The sequence below is a fragment of the Amycolatopsis sp. NPDC051071 genome, from assembly GCF_040682875.1.
GTDB lineage: Bacteria > Actinomycetota > Actinomycetes > Mycobacteriales > Pseudonocardiaceae > Amycolatopsis.
This window is the reverse complement of sequence record NZ_JBFBBY010000021.1, coordinates 43,322-61,219: the sequence shown is the minus strand read 5'-3', so window position 1 is coordinate 61,219 and position 17,898 is coordinate 43,322. Positions and strand designations below refer to the sequence as shown.

Sequence of the window (17,898 nt, the reverse complement as noted above, 5' to 3'; positions counted from 1 at the left end):
CTCCGGCGGCCGCCCATGCCTCCGGCACGGCGTCGACCGCGACGGCGAGGACGTCGCCACCGGAACCGTTGACGCGCAGTTGAATCCTGGCCACACCCGGCACCGGCTCGCGGACGTCGTACACGATGGCCATGGCGTCAGGCCTCGATCGGGCGAGGCGACGGCAGCATCGGAACGACCGGCGGGGACTCCGGCTCCGCGAGTCCCAGCAGCCGGTACATCGCTGAACGCAGGATTCCGGCGGCCTCGCCCGGCCGGGAAGTGATCGCCTTCGCCGCCACCGAAGACAAACGATCACAGTGCCGGACGGCCGCGGATTCCTGTTCCGCCAACGGACCCGCTTCCAGGAGTGGCGTGTTCTGCCGGACGAGATCAGCGATGCTTCCCGTGCGCAGCTGGTCCCCCGGGTCGGTGGCCAGGGTCACCGGACGACCGAGCGCGGCAGCGTACGCGGTGGTCGAACCGTGGTCACCGATCACCCAGTCCGACGCGATCATGGTCGCCTGCCAGCCGTGATCGGGCGGGATGAGGCGCAGTCCCGCCTCGACGCAGTCGGACAGCCAGGCCGTCACCTGCCTTCGCCCGTGCACGGTCCACACGTTGGGGTGGAGCACCGCCGCGACCGAATACCGTGCAGGAGGGAGCGCGTCGAGAATTGCACGACAGAGACTCGGCACCCGGCCGAAGATCGAGTCGGTCGACCACGTCGAGCTGATCGTCACCAGCCGGCGTCGCGGATTCAACCCCAGTGCCTGGCGGTAGTGCTCGCGAAACGCCGTCCCGGCTGTCATCCGGTCCAGGCAGACGTCCCCGGCCACGACCGCCGCGGGCAACGCTTCCGGGCACAGGGACTCGAGCGCCACCTTCTCGTCTTCGGTTGCCAGCGCCAGGGCGGCGGGCAGAACGCGTCCCCGATAGGTCAGAAGCTCACGATCGAGGCCGGTCGCAGGCAGTGCCGGCGTCTCCGCCTTCCGGCTGTACCGGTGCGATTTCATCGTCCCCGCGCCGTGCCCGACCAGCAGGATCGGCCCTCGGAGTTGTTCGAGATGGCGATGACTGGCTGCGAGGACGAGGTCGAACGTATGCTGCACGGCCTGTTCCCACGGCAGGAGCAGACCGTGCTGCGCGCGGACGAATTCCTCCACTCCTGGCCAGTGGTCCGTCGTGTGCGGAACGGTGAACACCACCTGGACGCGGTGATCGGATTCGAGCAACGGCACAAGGTCCAGCAGCCGTGTGCCCGCGGTCATCGTCGGGACGACGACGACCGCGGTGCGGCAACCAGCCCGCGTCACCCGCGCCTCCGCCCCCGCCCCGACCGGCCCTCGGATCCACATCTCCCTGCTCACGAGCATCCCCTCTCGTCGGTGATCGTGAAAACGAGAGTGGACTCACCGCCTGACACGCACCTTTCGCCCGGCGGTTGAAACTCCTGACAACTGATCACTTCTCATCCGGTCCACACTGGTCACCCTGGTTCGAAACGGAAAAGAATGGGAAACTGGAGAGCGAGGCGAGGGGCGGCAGCGGAGACTGCCGATGAGAAGGGGCCACCATGGAAGTTGCCTTCGGAGTTCTCGGGCAGACTACGGTGCGAATGCACGGGAATTTGATCGCGAATTGGGGACGGCCGCGCGAACAAGGCATCCTCGCGGCTCTCCTCACCCGACCTGGACGGCGCCTTTCGATCGAAAGCGTAGTCGAATGGGTTTGGGACGAACAAGAACAACGTCCCAAGGATCCCCGATCTACGATGTACCAATACGTGACCCGGCTTCGGCACCTTTTCCGGGAGGTGCGCGCACCGGCGGCACTCATCACCGCGAACGGCCGATACACCCTCGACGTCGATCCCTCGCTGATCGACTACACCGCGTTCCGCACGACGATGGCGAACGCGAAGGCCCTCGGCGATAGCGGAGAACACCGGCGCGCGTGCGAAGCCGCGACGGCGGCGGTGGGACTCTGGCGCGAGCAACCGCTGGCCGACCTGACGACCCGGCCCGCCGAGGACTGGCGTACATCGTTCGTCCAATCTGACTGGATTCCCGCGAACACTTTTCTGGTCGACGAACTGATCGCCACCGAACAATCGCTCACCGCTCTGCGACGATTGGACGACCTCGACCGCGACCATCCGGCAGAACTCGGCTTCGCCAAGCTGCGGCTCAAGGCGCTGAACTCCGCCGGCCGACATGGTGAGATCCCGGCGTTCTACTTGAGGAAGTACAAGGCCTTCCGCGCAGACGGCGAGGAACAAGCCGCCGACGAACTGCGTGAATTCCACGAATCACTCACGACACCGGTTCCAAGATTCATTCAGGTCACGTCAGGCACTGCCAACAGGAAGCCGACGCAAGTGGAAGAAAGCGTCGTTCCACTGCGCCGGCTGCCGCGCGATATCGACCGTTTCGTGGGTCGCGAGGACATTCTGGCAAGACTCGACACCTTGACCACCGATTCGACGGCCGCGCCGCTGGCGACGATCGTCTGCGTCACCGGCCCGCCCGGCGTCGGCAAGACGACGACGATCGGGCACTGGGCACACCGGGCAGCCGAGCGCTTCGCCAACGGCGTCGTCATGATCGATCTGCACGGTTTCAGCCGGACTCCGCGCCTGGCGGCCACTGACGTCGTCGACGTCCTGCTGTCGGCGTTCGACTTCCCGGTCGACCACATCGTCAGCACCGCCGGGCGAATGGCAAAACTCGCCACCCTCCTGTCACGGAGGCCGGCGCTGGTCGTGCTGGACAACGTCGAGAACTTCGGCCACGTTCAGCCACTCCTCGACTTGCTGACGTCGTGCACTGTGATCCTCACGTCCCGACGGCGACTTACCCCGTTGACGGCCTTACACAACGTGCCGTCGGTCGGGCTCGCCCCGCTGACGCCCGCGGAGTCGCGCGAGTTACTGGCACATCGCATGCGGGAACGGACCCAACACGAGCCCGAGGTCCTTGAAACGCTCGCTCGACTGTGTGACGGCATCCCACTGGCCCTGAGCATCGTGGCCGACCGCGCGGCCAGCCGCGGTGGGTTGCGCCTGCACACCTTGGCTGACCAGTTGAAGGACGCGGAAACGCTCCTGACGATCGGCGACGATGGAGACGGCGCTGGAATCCACCTGCAGTCCGCCTATTCGTGGTCCTACAACGCACTCGAAGAACCCGAACAGCGCATGTTCCGCCTGCTGGGCCTGCATCCGGGCACCGAGATGAGCCCGGCCGCGCTCGCCGCCGCCGGAGCGATCGGCGTCACCGCCGCACGACGATCGCTCGATGCGCTCTTCGCCGCGCACCTGATCCAGCACCCCGGCGACCTGGACCGTTACCGCATGCACGACATCCTCCACCGGTATGCGGCGACGCTCGCCGGCCAGGAGAGCGACGGAGACGAACCACAGCGGCGTCTGCTGTCGTTCTACTTGCACACCGCCTTCAACGCCCACGTGACTGTCCACCCGCACAAACAGCGGCCGCCGATGATCCCCGTCGAGCCAGGCTGCGTCCCGCTGGACTTCGACTCCCCCGCCGCCGCGCGTCAATGGTGCCTTCAGGAACGCAGCAACCTGAATGCCCTCGTAGAGGACGCTCACCACAATGGCCTGGACCAGTACGCGTGGCGGATACCCCATGTCACGAGCGACATCTACGACCGGTACGGGTTCTACGACGACATCGTGAACGGGCTGGCGATCGCCGCTCGCTCCGCGGCGGCCGCCGGGGAGCGGTTCGCCGAGGCGGCCACGCTCAACGATCTCGGTCAGGTGCACATGCTCATCGGGAACGACGCCGAGGCGGACCGCTATCTCAAGAGCGCGCACGACCTCGTCCAGGCCCGGGGCGACGATTTCGGCAGACTGGCCGTCCTGCTCAACATGGCACGCCGTCACCATCACGCCGGACGCACGGCCGAGGCGATCGCCCGGTACCGCGAATGTCTCGCGCTGGCGCACATCGTGCGCGATCCCGACCACCTGGGCACCGCGGAGTACCGGCTCGGGGACGCCCTCAAAGCCGCAGGCGAGCACGTCGCCGCCGTCGAGCACTACCGGCTCGCATTGGGCTTTCGCCGGGAGACCGGCGACGCCTCCGGACAGATGGCCGTCCACACGGCCTTGGCGAGTGTCCTGACCCAGCTGAGCCGGTACGACGAAGCGACCTTGCACGGCAACAAGGCACTGCTGCTTGCCGACGAGATCCACCACCTGCCGGCGACCATGAAGCTGTACACCGTGCTGGCCTGCCTCTCGCACGCACAACTCAAGGACCGCGAAGCGCTCCAGTACGCGGACCATGCCATCGACCTGGCCGAACGCACCCACCACGCAACGGGGCAGGCCCGGGCGCTCGCCACGCTGGGGCGCATCCTCGCCGATCGCGGCAACTCCCCAGACGCCCGCGAGGTTCTCGAACGCGCCGCGGAGCTCTACCGCAACAGAGGCCGGCACTCGAAGGCCGCCGAACTGGAGCCGCGGATCGCGGAACTCGTCAGAAACGAGTCCGGGATTCCGGCCACGCGGAGAGGCGACGAAGACACGATCGCCATGCTCCCGCCGTCTCGACGCGTCACCGGATATCACACGAAGCGGTGAAACCTTGCGGGCCCGCACCGACACCGCTGATCGAATAGGTGCTGCTCCGCCCGTGTGCGAGCCCGATTGCCGCGGTGGCAACAGAAAGTAGACCATCGACTACAGCGTTGACCTGGCTCTCGGGACAGCCCTACGCTCCTCTATATCCGAGTTGATTGACATGTGTGTGGCAACTCGGATGCGCATCTCCCCTATCCCCCCGAGGAGTATCTTGAAGAAGCACCTGCTGTCCGCGCCCGCCCTGTCCCTGCTGTTCGTCACCATGTTCGTGCTGACGACCGGCGACTGGTGGCGTACGTATTGATCCCGCGGGACTATGTCCGGCCACCCCCCTTGGGCCGGAGCCGGACACCGTTCTGCAGCAGCATCCGCCGGGCGACCCCGAAACTCAGCCCGAATCTCTTCGCCACGTCGTGAATGTTCGCCCCGCCGAGGTATGCCTCGACGAGGCCAGGTGGGGCCGGAGGCGTCGCCGGCCCCACCTGTCTCAGTGCCACACCCGCCGAAATGAGTGAGGCTCGCGCTTTGTAGTAGGTCATTCCGAAGCGAGCGGCGAGTTCCGTGATCGTGGCGCCGCCTTCATAGGCGCGCACCAGCTCAGCGTCGACCTCGAGTTCACGTTCCCCTCCACGGGCGTCGGAATCGCCCGGGCCCGTCATCTCAAGGCCACCACCCCGCTCTTGGTACATCCCCTCCCTCACCACAGTCGTACTTGCGACGATCCAAGGCCAGCCCCCACTTGGGCCTTTCTTGTGCCGCGAACGGACAAGCAGGTGTCCGGCGTGCGTCACAACGAATGGTGTACGCCTCTGTACACCACCGGTTACCGACTGGTAGGTTCCGAGCATCCAAACGTGATCCACTTCATGATTCAAAGGGGAGTCATGACCCGGAAACCCGCTCGCCTGCTGGCCGTCGCGATCGCACTCGTCGTCACTTTCGCCGCCGCGCCCGCAGCAACCGCCGCCCCCAAGGCCGATTCCTTCTACAGCTACAACGGCACTGAACCGCTGTCTTCCTACAGCCCCGGAACCGTGCTCAAAACCCGGACGCTGAATTACCACGTCATCGGTATTTCCACGCCGCTCAAGGTGACCCAGCTGCTCTACCGGACCACCGACGCGCTGGGGAAACCGTCGGCCAATGTCACTTCCGTGTTGCGCAGCCTCACCGGCGACAGCACCAAAGCCGTTTCGTACCAGTCGTTCTATGACTCGCTCAACCCCGAGCACGGCCCGTCGCGGGCGATCGCCGGTGACGTCTCGCTCGGCGGCCTGATCGCGAACGCGGAATCGCTTCTCATCGCGCCTTCGCTGTTGCAGGGCTACAACGTCGTCATTTCCGACACCGAAGGCCAGGACGCGAACTTCGCGGCCGGGCCGGAATACGGGACGAACACCCTGGACTCGATCCGCGCCGCGACGCGGGCGCCGGAAACGGGAATGAACGACAAGACCCGGTTCGGCCTCCTCGGCTATTCGGGTGGTGCCATCGCGACCGGCTGGGCTGCCGCGCTCGCGCCGGCGTACGCACCCGAGGTCAACAAGAATCTCGTCGGTTTCACCGAAGGTGGAGTGCTCGTCAAGCCGTCGCACAATCTGAAGTACGTCAACGGAAGTGCCGCCTGGACGGGTGTCATTCCGATGGCGCTCATCGGGGTCTCGCGCTCCTTCGACATCGATCTCAAGCCGTACGCGAATTCCTATGGTTTAAAGGTACTCGCGGAGATGGAGAACGCGTCGATCGCCGACGCGCTCGGCCGTTATCCCGGACTGACGTGGGAAAAGTTCGTGAAACCGGAATACGCGAACCCGAACACGGTGCTGCCGTACGTCGACGCCGTGAACAAGGTCAACCTCGGCTCCGCGCCGACGCCCACCGTCCCCGCCTTCATCGCGCAGGGCAACAACGGTGTCGTGGAAGGTACTTTCGGCAACCCGCCGGGGATCGGGACCGGCGACGGCGTGATGGTCGCGGGTGACGTGCGCTCGCTCGCGCGGCAGTACTGCGACACCGGCAACAAGTCGATCAAGTACGACCAGTACAACACACTGAGCCATGTCGGGGCGGCCGTCGCCTGGGCACCGCAGGCGATCCTGTGGCTCAACGACCGGTTCGCCGGCAAGCAGGCGCCGTCCACCTGCGGGAAGATCGCACCCGGCAACTCACTTGCCCCGGAGGTGCCGGCCGGCTGACCGTTCGGTCTTTGAAGGCCTCCTTTCCTACTCCATCCATGCCCCCGCCGCCGCCCTCAACGGACGCGCTGCGCGCGCAGCCTGGATTCAAGGTGGGGAAGGAGGCCTTCACGGACCATTGGTCTGCACCAGTCGGACCGGTACCGTGGCGCGGTGACCGAGCCCGACCGCACCGCCCGCCCGGCGCGCCCGGCGCGCCGCAAACTGCCGAAGGGGCCGCATAATCTCAGCCGCGACGAGGTCGCCGACACCCAGCGCGCCCGGCTGATCGATGCCGTGCTGGAAAACGCGGGCAGGCGTGGGTATGTCGCCACCACCGTCGGCCACATCACCGCCACCGCAGGTGTGTCACGAACCTCGTTCTACGAGCAGTTCACCGACAAGCAGGACGCGTTCCTCGCCGCCTATCGCGAGATCACCACGGAGTTCATCGCGCAGGGTGTCGCCGTGGCCGCCGAAGCCGCGACTCCGCTGGACGCGATCGCGGCTTGCTGCGACTTCCTCGTCGACTACGTCCATCGCCGCCCCGCGGCCGTCCGCGCGGCGCTGCTGGAGATCTACGCGCTCGGCGACGCCGGGCTCGAAGCGCGGGAGAAAACCTTGCGTGCCGGGGAAGCCGTCTTCGACCGGACGGCGAACTGGGTTCGTGCCACCGATCCCGCGCTGCCGTCACCGCCGCCGTTCACCGCGCGCACGGTCGTCGCCGCCACGATCGAACTGATCACCCAGGCCATCTGGAGCGGCACCGAAGACGCCTACGGCCAAGCACGCGAAGCCCTCCGCTACACCTGGCTGCTCGGGTTGTTCGGGCACCAGAGCATCGCCCGCCCTGATCTCTAGCGGGCCAGGCCGAAGGTGAGCTCGGCGAAGCTGTCGGTCATGAGCTCACCGCTTCCCGGACCTTCGCGCGGGAGAAGTGCAGCTCGGGATCGGTGATGTCGTCGGCACGCAGCAGCTTGAGGTCGGAGTGGTAGCTCATCGAGGTCAGCCACGGCATGCGGTCGCCCTGGCGCGGAAGCTGGCCGAGGGCACGCTGGACGTATCCGGCGGCGAAGTCCAAGAACGGCTTCGTCGGCATGTCCGGATCGGCGAGGACGGGGCGGCAGACATCGTAACCGCGGGAATCCATATGCTTGAGCAGGCGGCAGAAGTGCTCGCACAGGAGGCCGATCTTGAGCGTCCACGACGAGTTCGTGTAGCCGATCGCGAACGCGGCGTTCGGCACGTCCGAGAGCATCATTCCCTTGTACGCGACGGTTTCCGGCAGGATCACCGGTTTGCCGTCGACGCTGAGGGTCGCCCCGCCGAACACCTGGAGGTTCAGCCCGGTGGCGGTGACGATGATATCCGCTTCCAGCTCCCGCCCGGACTCCAGCAGGACACCCTTCTCGGTGAAGGTCGCGACCTTGTCGGTGACGACGTCGGCATCACCCTCGCGGATGGCGGCGAACAGGTCACCGCCGGGTACGGCGCACAGCCGCTGGTCCCACGGGTCGTACGGCGGGTTGAAGTGCTCGTCGACCGGATAGTCCTTCGGCAGCTGCTTCTTGTTGACGTACCGGATGAGCGAGCGGGCGGTCTTCGGGAACTTCTGGCAGAACTGCCAGACCGCGAGGCCTTTGCGGATGTTCTTGCGGCGGGTGAGCGCGTAGGCCCGCTCGTCGCCGAGGAGCTTGCGCAGGACGTTGGCGATCTTGTCCTCACGCGGCACCGGCATGACGTAGGTCGGGGTGCGCTGAAGCATGGTCACGTGTGCGGCGGTGCCCGCCATCGCCGGGATCAGGGTGACCGCGGTGGCGCCGCTGCCGATCACGAGGACGCGCTTGCCGTCGTAGTCGAGGTCCTCCGGCCAGTGCTGCGGGTGGACGATCGTGCCGGTGAACCGGTCGCGGCCCTCGAAGTCCGGCGTGAAGCCCTCGTCGTAGCGGTAGTAGCCGCCCGCGTTGAACAGCCAGCCCGCGCTCAGCCGGATGCGCTCGCCGGTGTCGGTGCGCTCGATCTCGAGCAGCCAGTGGGACTCTTCGCTCGACCAAGCCGCCGAGAGCAGCTTGTGGTGATAGCGGATGCTGGGTTCGAGGCCGTTCTCGGTGACCGTCTCACGCAGGTACGACAGGATCCGCGGCGCGTCGGCGATGGACTGCTTGTCGCGCCACGGCTTGAACTCGTAGCCGAAGGTGTGGAGGTCGGAGTCCGATCGGATACCGGGGTAACGGAACAGGTCCCAGGTGCCACCCGAGGCCCCGCGGGCCTCCAGGATGGCGAAATTCTTGCCGGGGACCTCGGTCTTCAGGTAGCGCGCGGCCCCGATCCCGGAAATCCCGGCACCGATGATGACCACGTCGAGGTGCTCGACGGGGGTGCTCGTCGTCATGCGGTACTCCAGACTCGTCTCGGTTCCCTCCACGATGCGGGTGCGCCGCGGCCTTGCGCTAGCACTATCCGCACCATCATCATGGATCGATGGTGCAAAGTGCCGCAGCGCCGTGGCCTGCGCTGTCCCCCGAGGCGCGGAAGCTCTTCCGGCGCGGGGCGGAGATCGTCCTCCATCCGCGTGCCGAATGGATCGAGGAGCTGCACGCGGCCTCGCTCGGCGGGGGCAGTATGCGCGCGGTCGCCGACGACCCCGTGCTCACCGAGGGGACCAAACGCGCGAACCTGGCGAACCTGCTGCACTGGGCGGCCGCGAACGTACAGCATCCGGGCAGGCGGGTCTCCGCCAACCTGAACCAGGAAGTGCTCGACGGCGCCCGTGACATGGTGCGCCGGGGCTTCGACTCCGGCGGCCTCGACGCGTACCGGCGGGCTCAAGGGGTCGCTTGGCGCCGGTGGATCGAGATTTGCTTCGACCTCACGTCAGACCCCGTCCTGCTCCGCGAACTGCTGGACGTCTCGTCGCTGTCCATCACCACGTTCATCGAGGACACGGTGGCGGCGGTGTCCGAACGGATGGCCGCCGAACGCACCGAACTGACCCGCGGCGCCCACGCCGAACGACGCGCCACGGTCACGCTGCTCCTGGAGGGCGCCCCGATCAGCCGCTCGCGGGCCGAAGCCCAGCTCGGCTACCCGCTCGCCGGACCGCATACGGCCGCGATCGTCTGGAGCGGGTCGGCCACGCCGTCGTCCCAGCAGCTCGAAACCGCCGCCGAAACGCTCATGCGGGCCAGCGACGCCTCGCACCGGCTGACCGTCGTCGCCAGCGCCGCCGCCCTGTGGGTCTGGCTGCCCGGCCGGACCTCGCCCCGCGCGGACCTGCTCGCCGGAGAACTGGCACCGCACCCCGACGTCCGGGTGGCGCTGGGACGGCCCGGCAGCGGCATCGACGGCTTCCGCCGCAGCCACCTCGACGCCGCCGCCACCCAGCGGATGCTCGCCCGGCTCACGTCACCGCAGCAAATCGCGCGCTACCAAGACATCCAGCTGCTCGCGTTGCTCACCGTCGATCCGGCGCAGGCCGACGAATTCCTCGCCGACACACTCGGGCAACTCCGGACCGCCGACGCCGACACACGCGAGACCGTCCGGACCTACGTGCACGAACTGGGCAACACGACGCGGACCGCGGAACGGCTTTACACGCACCGGAACACCGTCGTCCGCCGGTTGGCGAGGGCCGATGAGCTGCTTCCGCGGCCGTTGGCGGAGAACGCCGTCGCTGTGGCGGTGGCGCTGGAAACGCTGCGATGGCTGGGGAGCGGCGCTTGAAGCCCGCGTCTTGGTCACTCGTCCCGGTGAACGGGACCGATCTTCGTATCCAGGCGGCCGAGGTCTGCTCCTGAAGCAGGTGTTGAACCGACTGCTTCTTGTCCTCGTGTCCCTGGGGATCGCGCTTCTCTCCGCCTGCGGCACCCCGGAACCGCCCCCACGACCGGACCATCGGCCGCCACCGCCCGCGTCCCCTGCCGTGCCGGAACAGTCGCCGAAACCGTCGCCGACGCCTTCGCCACCACCCATTCCGGCGCGGATCGCACCCGCGACCATTGATTCCGGCGGTCACAAGACACCGACGCCGGCCGCCACCAAGCCGTCCCAAGCCGGCAAGCCGGGCGCTGACCGGTTCGTCCCTGTTCCCGTCGAGAGTGACGAGCCCGCGCCGACGACCTCGCCCAAGGCCGCGCCGAGTCAGGCGCCGTGCGGATACTCCGTCACTGAACACTGGTGGTGTCACTGATGACGAAGCGTCTTCGCGTCGCCGGGCTCAGGAACGCGGGTCGGCCGAAAACCGCCGAAACCAAGGCGAAGGCCTGGCCGATCATCGTGGCGATCGTCTCCCAGACGACGATCCTGGTCGCACTCCTGTACCGGATCGGCTGGATCCGCGCCAACGCCACGGCGGACTACTTCGGGCTGGATGTCACCCTGCTGGGACTCGCTCCGAGCGACTACCTGCAGCGAAGCCTGAACTCCCTTGTCCGGCCCCTGCTGGTCTTTCTGCTCGGCACGATCGTCTTTTACGCGATCGCGCCACGCCTCGCCCGTTCCCGGGGCCGCTTTGCCGAGCGTGCCCTCCGAACGGCGAGACCGGTCGGAGGCGTGCTGCTCCTCGTCGGCGTACTGGGAGTGCTCGTCGACGTCACGCCGGAATGGCCCGAGGCCGCTTTGCCGCCACTCGCGATCTTCGCCGGCGCGGGCACTCTGGGCTACGTCACCCACCTCGCACGATCCCGCGCCGGCCGCGAATCCGGAAGCCATCTTCTCTCTGTCACCTTGCTCGGCCTCAGCCTCATCGGGCTTCTGCTCACCGTGGAGAGGTATGCCGAACACGTCGGCCGGACCATCGCCGTCAACGACGCGCAAGCACTGCTGACACGACCGGAAATCCGGCTGCACAGCACGCGTAAACTCGATATCAGTGGCACCGGCATCAGCCTTGGCTATGACGCGTCACCCGAACAGGACTTCCACTATCGCTACGACGGCCTGCGTCTTCTCGTCTACAGCAACAACCGCTTCGTCCTCGTCTCCCGGCAGTGGGAGCACGGGAAGTCGAAAGTGTTCATCGTCAAGGACAACGACTCCGTGCGCATCGACGTCACGGCCCCTCCCGACCGGTGACGTCAGTCCGTGGTTCGCCTGTTCAGAAAGGAACGACGGCTCGTGTACTCGCGGAGACCGATCCGGCGGAGGATGCCGTCCGTCGCCCCGACCTCCTCGTAGTGTTCCTTCACCCACTCCGCCGCAGCTTCGAGGATCGCAGGCTGGTTCTGGTTTCGGAAGGCTTCCACGAGACTCGTGAGCGCGGCACTGGACCGGCCGGCCATCACCTTGCGCAACAGGAGTTTCCCGACGACCTCCTCACCCGCGCCGAAAAGGAAGGCGAGGTTTCGGGCGACGGCGGGCATATTCCGTTCGGCCGCGTTGCTCAGCAAAGCGTCGACGTAGTACTTTTCGTCGGCTTCCCGCAATTTCGTGACCAGCATCGCGAGCCGTGACACGGGTTGGTCCAGCAGATGGCGGAGCACCTGATCACCGTGCTCCGACGGCCGGCGACGGCTCACCGCCCCGAACTTCTCGGGTCCCGCCAGGACGATGAGGTACATCAGGTGCTTCGCGTCTTCGGCGGGCAGGGCCGACAGCAAGGTCAAAAGAGCCGGACCGTCTCCGGTGTGGACGATGCTCGTGAGAATTTGTTCCTTGGACCCGAAATCGAGGCCCTCGATGATCACCGGGACCAATTCGGTCCTGGTCTCGGCCTTCGCCGTGATCCGGTCGGCGAACTCCCGCGCGAGACCCGGTCGCGTGGAAACGAGTCTCTTCAACAACTCCGCCACATCGGCCTGCTCACGTTCGCCTGCCACGCTCAGTACCCGTTGCCGGTCCGCGGCGTCGCACGAACCGAGTAGTTCGGCGACCGTCGTGACCGGCACCTGGGCGGTCGTCTCCTCCAGCAGTTGCTTCGCCAGGACCGGCCAGCCCTCCTCGCGAAGCTCGGCGATGATTTCCCGGATGGACTGAGCAGGACGATTCACCATGGCACGCAGGCAAAACCGGTGCGCCTCCGGCTCGTGATCGCGAGCTCGCAACTCGGCGACGAGACCGATGACACCCGCGTTCGGCAGCACCTGCGCCGCCCGGATCAGCACCCGTTCGGTGTGTTGTTCCTGTCCGGTGTCCCAGAAAGCGAGTGCGGCTTCAAGCAGCTCACCGACCCCGTCGGCGCCGTCGATCGCGGCCTGCGCCACCTTGGCGCTGTCCTCGGCGCGCCCTGCCTCGGCCATCGCGTGACAGAGTTGCGCCACGACGTCCGGCGGACGCGACGCCATCCCCTCGGCCGAAGCCGCGTAGAGACCGAACGCCGCCTCCTCCCGGCCGACGGACCGCAGTTCGTCGGCCAGCGCGAGTACCGCGGGCGTGGGCAGCCTGGTCGCGGTGCGCGCGATCAGGCTGTCGACCTCTTCGCGTAGTCCCGCCACCCATAAGGCGTTGATCAGATCGATCAGCGACGACCGCGCCTGCGCGGCATCCAACGCCGAGTCGAGAAGGACGACGAGTGCGCCGGCACGGCTTCCCTCTTGGAGCAGATATGCCAGTGTCGCCGCGTCGCCGACCGGGCCCGCGCCGACGGCGCGCAAAAGTTCACCCGCGTCCAGTGGCAGATCGGTGTCGATCAGCGCGTCGAAGATCCGCAGCACTTCTTCCGGTGGACGTCGCGCGGCGGCCGTCCACACGTTCCGCAGCTCCGCGGTGGCGCCCAGCCGCCGGAGGACTTCGATGATCGCCGCGACCTCCTGATCCGGCCGCAACGCCGCACAAGCGGCGAGGATCTGGTCGGCGACGTCGTGCTGCTGGTGCGCCCGTAACGTCTGCACTTCGGCGTACACATCGCCGGGACGGCGCCGAAGGAAGGCTTCGAACCCGGCCGGTGGCCGGGGCAGCACCCACGCGACGGCCGTCGGCCGCTCCACCGCGCGCTGCCCGGCACTCCATCGGTTGCGCACCAACGCGATCGCCTTGCCGTCGTTGCGGCTGCGTTGCTGCGGAACGGGAAAGTGCCTCGCCTGCAGATCCGCCTTCACGTGATGGAACAACGTCTCCATGTCGAGGAGGGCGGGCCCGTCGGGCAGGCCGCGCGTCAGCTTGTCGACGAGCGCGCCGGTGAACGCGGTGTAGCGCTCCCCCGGCGGCGCCAGCGCCTTGCGGGTCTCGGCCGTCGCGGTCATGAGGTAGGTGCCGTCCACTCGCGCCTGGTCGGCCAGATCGTCGACCGAGCCACCCATCCCGCCTTGGAGCGCACGGCCGCTGTAGCAACAGTCCAACAGCACCACTTTGCCGTAACAGGACAACGCGGTACCGACGACTTCACGCCGGATGTCGTCGTACCGGACGGCGCGGTAAAGCCGCTCGTTGTCGGAACCGGGCAACGCCAGATAGAGCTCGAAACGGTTGTCGAGCAGACCATGGCCCGCGTAGTAGAACAGCAGCGCGTCGGTCGCTTCCGATGCCGCCCGGTGCACGGCGTCCAGTACTTCGTCAGGAGATGACGGATTCAGCAGCGCGACGCAATGTTCCTCCGGCAGGCCCCACAGCTCGGGGTCGGTCATCGCCTCACGCAAGGTCGAGATGTTGTTCTCAACCCCAGGAAGTCGTTCGAGCGTGGTGTAGTCCGAGACCCCGACCAGCACGGCTCGCGACTTCCGCGGGTCGGGAAGAGTCACCCGGGGTGAAGTCACTCCTCACCCTCCGGCCGTCCCAGCGGCAGGTCCAGGTTCCGGAGCATGGCGCGTTGTCCAGCGGACAGCTCACCCTCGATCGTGATGGTGAAGGAGGGTGTTTTCTTGCGGGTGCGCAGGAAATTGCCCCACGCGAGGCCGAGGTTGGCCAGCCCGGTCAATGAACCGATGGACATGCAGATCACCTCGAAGGCCCCCATCTGCCCCGATTCCCGTGAGCCCGCGGTGCTGATCGTCGCGGACCGGGCCACGTCGACGTCGTCACGAAGCCAGCTATAGAACTCTTTCAGCGCTTGTTCGTCGCCACCGGCGTTGATTGTTAGCTCCACGAGGCCTCCACTCGAAAGTGACATCCGTACATCGCGGCCGGGCCGCGGGGCGTAACAAGAATCCCGTCCTGTGATCTGACCGTGGTGTCCGTTGACCGCGCGGTGACGAAACCCGGACCAGGAAAGCACTCCAGCTCCGGCGCACGGCCGGACCCTGAGGGCGGACAACCTGATCCTGACAGCAATTCCCTTACCGGCGGCGGACCCGGTCGCGCCTGCGGCCGCGAAGCCATGCACCAGCAAGGATTCTGTACGGCGTGGGCCCGGGAACGGACCTACAAGAATCGTCGCACACCGGGTGATTCCGCTGGGCCGCAACGGACCCGGATCGCCGCGGACTGGTACCTGATCAACGCCGCCGGACCGGTCAACGACGGCCTGGTCGAGGTCGGACGACGGCTCGATACATTGTGGGCATGGTTTCCACCGCTGAAAAGGCCGTCCGGCTGCAGGAGCTGCACGCCGCCCCCGAGTTGCTGCTCGTCGTCAACGTCTGGGACGCGATCACCGCGAAGGTCGTCGCCGAGACCCCCGGCACCCAGGCGCTCGCCACCCCGAGTCACGGCATCGCCGCCGCACGGGGCTATCCCGACGGCGAAAAGATCCCGCGCGACCTGATGATCGCCGAGGTCGCCCTCATCGTGCGGACGGCGGGTGATCTGCCGGTCACCGCCGATCTGGAAGCGGGTTACGGCGACCCGGGCGGCACGATCGCCTTGGCGATCGAGGCCGGCGCTGTCGGCTGTAACCTCGAAGACCAGATGAAGCCGCTGAGCGAGTCGGTGAAGGCCGTCGAGGCCGCTGTTGCCGCGGCGCAGTCCGCCGGTGTCGACTTCGTGGTCAACGCCCGCACCGACGCCTTCGTCAAGGCGGGCGGCCGCGATCCCGAAGAGGTGCTGGCCGAGGCGATCACCCGCGGCCGCGCGTACCTGGACGCGGGCGCGTCGAACTTCTTCGTCCCCGGAAAGCTCGACGAAGCCCAGGTCGGCAAGCTGGTCGAGGCGCTGGGCGAGCGCAAAGTCAACCTGATCGGCATCCCAGGGTCGATCCCGCTGGCCGCCGCACAGGAACTCGGTGTCTCTCGGGTCTCCTACGGGCCGTGGAGCCAGAACGTCGCCCTCACCGCCCTGGCCAAGCTCGCCGAGGACGTCTACGCCGGTGGCGGCCTGCCCGTCGACACCCGCAAGCTGAACTGAGCCGTGGCGTGACCGGCCTTCGGGCCGGTCCCGCCGCCGCGGGGTGCCGATCTCCGCCACATACCCGCTGTCCTCGCAACTACTCATACGCGGGCATGTTCATTTGCTAGCATACTCACATGAGCCCGGACGCCAAGCGGCAATTCAGCGTCTACCTGCCGAATGACCTCATCAGGCGGGTGAAGCACGCGTCCGTCGACGCGGACGAGTCGCTTTCCGCGTTCGTCGAGCGCGTCCTGGAGGACCACCTGCGACAGGGCGACACCACCGGTGAGGAGCCTTCGTGATGCGAGTGATGCCGATCCGCTACAGCTCGGATGTCGCGGCGATGACACGGTTCTACGAGGCGCTCGGCCTGCCGGTCGGACCGGTCTCGCGGCCCGGTGGCTGGATCGAAATGCCCGCCGAGGGCGGCCTGCTGGCCCTTCACCGCGGGTCCGCCGAGGACGCGGGCCGCTGCGAGCTGGCTTTCGAGGCAGGCGAACCGCTGGAAGACGTCGCGGAACGCCTGCGAGCGGCCGGATTCGAGCCCGGACCCGTGACCGATGAGGGCTTCGGGCACTCGCTGCGCGTCCGGGATCCCGACGGGGTCTGGGTGCAGATCAACCTGTACGACCAAGAGCTCTATACGTGAGCGAAACCCGGCGAGCGGGTTCGCTGTCCCTCGCGGCCGGGATCGTCGCGCTCGAGTTCGCGGCGGCCGTCACCGGTTTCGTGGGTTCCACGCTGCTGCCGGTCGTCGCCGTCGACCTGGACGCGAGGAGCGCGCTCGGACTCCTGATCGCCGGCTCGTCCCTGGGGTTGTTCGTCGCCCTCCCGCTGGCAAGCCGGGTGCTGCGGCGGCTGGGCACACGCGGCACCCTGGCCGTCGGGATGCTCGCCTACCTCGGCGGGCTCGTCCTGTCGGCCACCGCACAGGCGGCGTGGATGTTCGCGCTGGGGCAGTTCTCCAGCGGGTCGGCCAGTGGGCTTCTCGCGGTGTTCGGCATCAGTTCCGCGATCCGGCATCTCGACGACCGCCTGCGCGTCCGGGTCGTCGCGGCGTCGTCGGCGATGTGGATCCTGCCCGCTTTGGTCGGCCCGGCCGCGACACTCGGCTTGGAGCACCTCGTAGGCTGGCGCTGGACGCTGCTGGTGCCGGTTCCGTTCGTCCTTTTCGGACGGTTGCTGGTCGTGCGCGCCGTCCGCGACGATCCACCGGCCGAGGCTGCGCCACCGCCGCTGGGACGGACGTTGCTGGTCCCGCTGGGTGCGGCGGGTGTCGTGCTGAGCGCGGGCTGGTGGCCGCTCGCGATCCTCGGGGCGGCGATCACCGCGGTGGGGATGATCGCGATCCTGCCCGCGGGAACCGCCCGCCTGCGGCCGGGGACGCCCGCCGCCCTCGGCGCGATGGTGTTGTTCGCGGTCGGCTATTTCGGCGCGGACAGCCTGATCACCGTGCTGTTGACGAGCGGGTTCGGGATGAGTCTCGGGCAGGCGGCGGTCGTACTGAGCGCGGCTCCGCTCGGCTGGGCGGTGACCAGCCTGGTGGCCGCTCATTTCGCGTCGGCGCGGAAGTTCCCCACGGCCGGGCTGAGCCTGACAGCCCTCGGCACGGCCGTGTTGGCGATCGAACTCGCCACCGGCGGATCCTTCGGCGTGGTAGTCGTCGCTTGGGCTGTCGGCGGGATCGGCGTCGGACTCGCTTACCCCGGCCTGTACATCCGGGCGACCACCGCGGGCGCGAGTGGCTTCACCGCCGCGGAACTGGCCACCGCGGTCATCACGGCCGAATGCGTCGGACAACTCGTGGGCCGCGCCATCGGTGGCACCTTGAGTTCGGCAGGCGGCGGACTGTTCGCTTCCTACATGCTGTTCGCGGTCGCGTTGATGGCCGCCGCTGTCGCGGCGAGCCGGACCTCGGCGTAGTCACGG

The 17,898-nt window shown here is 67.5% G+C and carries 14 protein-coding genes; 9 read left to right on the top strand and 5 right to left on the bottom strand.

Translation table 11 applies throughout. The annotated features are described in order from the left end of the window. Positions 1 to 137: 137 nt before the first annotated feature. Positions 138 to 1,355: a hypothetical protein gene (locus tag AB0M65_RS10510; protein ID WP_364024580.1), complete on the bottom strand. Its 1,218-nt coding sequence runs from the start codon at positions 1,353 to 1,355 to the stop codon at positions 138 to 140. 200 nt (positions 1,356 to 1,555) lie between these two features. On the opposite strand from AB0M65_RS10510, the gene AB0M65_RS10505 reads away from it, so the two are divergent. Next, positions 1,556 to 4,594 (top strand): tetratricopeptide repeat protein, encoded by a 3,039-nt coding sequence (locus tag AB0M65_RS10505; RefSeq protein WP_364024577.1) that lies wholly within the window; start codon positions 1,556 to 1,558, stop codon positions 4,592 to 4,594. A gap of 314 nt (positions 4,595 to 4,908) precedes the next feature. Here the strand turns inward: AB0M65_RS10505 and AB0M65_RS10500 are convergent, their stop codons facing one another. Then, a complete protein-coding gene (locus tag AB0M65_RS10500; protein WP_364024574.1) occupies positions 4,909 to 5,253 on the bottom strand; it encodes a hypothetical protein in 345 nt (114 codons plus the stop codon). A gap of 225 nt (positions 5,254 to 5,478) precedes the next feature. On the opposite strand from AB0M65_RS10500, the gene AB0M65_RS10495 reads away from it, so the two are divergent. Both AB0M65_RS10495 and AB0M65_RS10490 read left to right on the top strand, forming a co-directional pair. Further along, entirely contained in the window at positions 5,479 to 6,789 is a 1,311-nt protein-coding gene (locus AB0M65_RS10495; protein ID WP_364024571.1) for a lipase family protein, read from the top strand. Between the two features lie 153 nt (positions 6,790 to 6,942). Continuing rightward, complete coding sequence (locus AB0M65_RS10490) at positions 6,943 to 7,629, top strand: TetR/AcrR family transcriptional regulator (RefSeq protein WP_364024568.1); 687 nt, start codon at positions 6,943 to 6,945, stop codon at positions 7,627 to 7,629. A 37-nt stretch (positions 7,630 to 7,666) separates the two neighbouring features. Here AB0M65_RS10490 and AB0M65_RS10485 read toward each other — a convergent pair whose 3' ends face one another. Further along, a complete protein-coding gene (locus AB0M65_RS10485; protein WP_364024565.1) occupies positions 7,667 to 9,160 on the bottom strand; it encodes an NAD(P)/FAD-dependent oxidoreductase in 1,494 nt (497 codons plus the stop codon). 89 nt (positions 9,161 to 9,249) lie between these two features. Here AB0M65_RS10485 and AB0M65_RS10480 point away from each other — a divergent pair, with 89 nt between their 5' ends. Both AB0M65_RS10480 and AB0M65_RS10475 read left to right on the top strand, forming a co-directional pair. Further along, entirely contained in the window at positions 9,250 to 10,494 is a 1,245-nt protein-coding gene (locus AB0M65_RS10480) for a helix-turn-helix domain-containing protein (protein ID WP_364024562.1), read from the top strand. A 465-nt stretch (positions 10,495 to 10,959) separates the two neighbouring features. Continuing rightward, on the top strand, positions 10,960 to 11,844 hold the full coding sequence (locus AB0M65_RS10475) for a hypothetical protein (protein WP_364024559.1): 885 nt from the start codon (positions 10,960 to 10,962) through the stop codon (positions 11,842 to 11,844). Between the two features lie 2 nt (positions 11,845 to 11,846). Here the strand turns inward: AB0M65_RS10475 and AB0M65_RS10470 are convergent, their stop codons facing one another. Next, positions 11,847 to 14,444: a caspase family protein gene (locus tag AB0M65_RS10470; RefSeq protein WP_364024556.1), complete on the bottom strand. Its 2,598-nt coding sequence runs from the start codon at positions 14,442 to 14,444 to the stop codon at positions 11,847 to 11,849. Between the two features lie 11 nt (positions 14,445 to 14,455). Then, the gene (locus tag AB0M65_RS10465; protein WP_364024553.1) at positions 14,456 to 14,788 is read right to left on the bottom strand and encodes a hypothetical protein; all 333 of its coding nucleotides are present in this window, start codon (positions 14,786 to 14,788) and stop codon (positions 14,456 to 14,458) included. 416 nt (positions 14,789 to 15,204) lie between these two features. Here AB0M65_RS10465 and AB0M65_RS10460 point away from each other — a divergent pair, with 416 nt between their 5' ends. The 4 genes from AB0M65_RS10460 to AB0M65_RS10445 all read left to right on the top strand — a co-directional run bounded on the left by AB0M65_RS10460 (position 15,205) and on the right by AB0M65_RS10445 (position 17,892). Next, a complete protein-coding gene (locus AB0M65_RS10460; RefSeq protein WP_364024550.1) occupies positions 15,205 to 15,984 on the top strand; it encodes an isocitrate lyase/phosphoenolpyruvate mutase family protein in 780 nt (259 codons plus the stop codon). 119 nt (positions 15,985 to 16,103) lie between these two features. After that, positions 16,104 to 16,271: a CopG family transcriptional regulator gene (locus tag AB0M65_RS10455; RefSeq protein ID WP_364024547.1), complete on the top strand. Its 168-nt coding sequence runs from the start codon at positions 16,104 to 16,106 to the stop codon at positions 16,269 to 16,271. Beyond that, positions 16,271 to 16,618, top strand: coding sequence for a VOC family protein (locus AB0M65_RS10450; protein ID WP_364024543.1), 348 nt, complete (start codon positions 16,271 to 16,273; stop codon positions 16,616 to 16,618). The genes AB0M65_RS10455 and AB0M65_RS10450 overlap by 1 nt, the downstream gene beginning before the upstream one ends. Then, a complete protein-coding gene (locus AB0M65_RS10445) occupies positions 16,615 to 17,892 on the top strand; it encodes an MFS transporter (RefSeq protein WP_364024540.1) in 1,278 nt (425 codons plus the stop codon). The genes AB0M65_RS10450 and AB0M65_RS10445 overlap by 4 nt, the downstream gene beginning before the upstream one ends. The last annotated feature ends 6 nt before the right edge of the window (positions 17,893 to 17,898 follow it).

Bases quoted from the DNA above. Each gene is read 5' to 3' on its own strand.
- AB0M65_RS10510 (WP_364024580.1), bottom strand. From the start codon at position 1,355: ATGCTCGTGAGCAGGGAGATGTGGATCCGAGGGCCGGTCGGGGCGGGG.
- AB0M65_RS10505 (WP_364024577.1), top strand. From the start codon at position 1,556: ATGGAAGTTGCCTTCGGAGTTCTCGGGCAGACTACGGTGCGAATGCAC.
- AB0M65_RS10500 (WP_364024574.1), bottom strand. From the start codon at position 5,253: ATGACGGGCCCGGGCGATTCCGACGCCCGTGGAGGGGAACGTGAACTC.
- AB0M65_RS10495 (WP_364024571.1), top strand. From the start codon at position 5,479: ATGACCCGGAAACCCGCTCGCCTGCTGGCCGTCGCGATCGCACTCGTC.
- AB0M65_RS10485 (WP_364024565.1), bottom strand. From the start codon at position 9,160: ATGACGACGAGCACCCCCGTCGAGCACCTCGACGTGGTCATCATCGGT.
- AB0M65_RS10480 (WP_364024562.1), top strand. From the start codon at position 9,250: ATGGTGCAAAGTGCCGCAGCGCCGTGGCCTGCGCTGTCCCCCGAGGCG.
- AB0M65_RS10475 (WP_364024559.1), top strand. From the start codon at position 10,960: ATGACGAAGCGTCTTCGCGTCGCCGGGCTCAGGAACGCGGGTCGGCCG.
- AB0M65_RS10460 (WP_364024550.1), top strand. From the start codon at position 15,205: ATGGTTTCCACCGCTGAAAAGGCCGTCCGGCTGCAGGAGCTGCACGCC.
- AB0M65_RS10455 (WP_364024547.1), top strand. From the start codon at position 16,104: ATGAGCCCGGACGCCAAGCGGCAATTCAGCGTCTACCTGCCGAATGAC.
- AB0M65_RS10450 (WP_364024543.1), top strand. From the start codon at position 16,271: ATGCGAGTGATGCCGATCCGCTACAGCTCGGATGTCGCGGCGATGACA.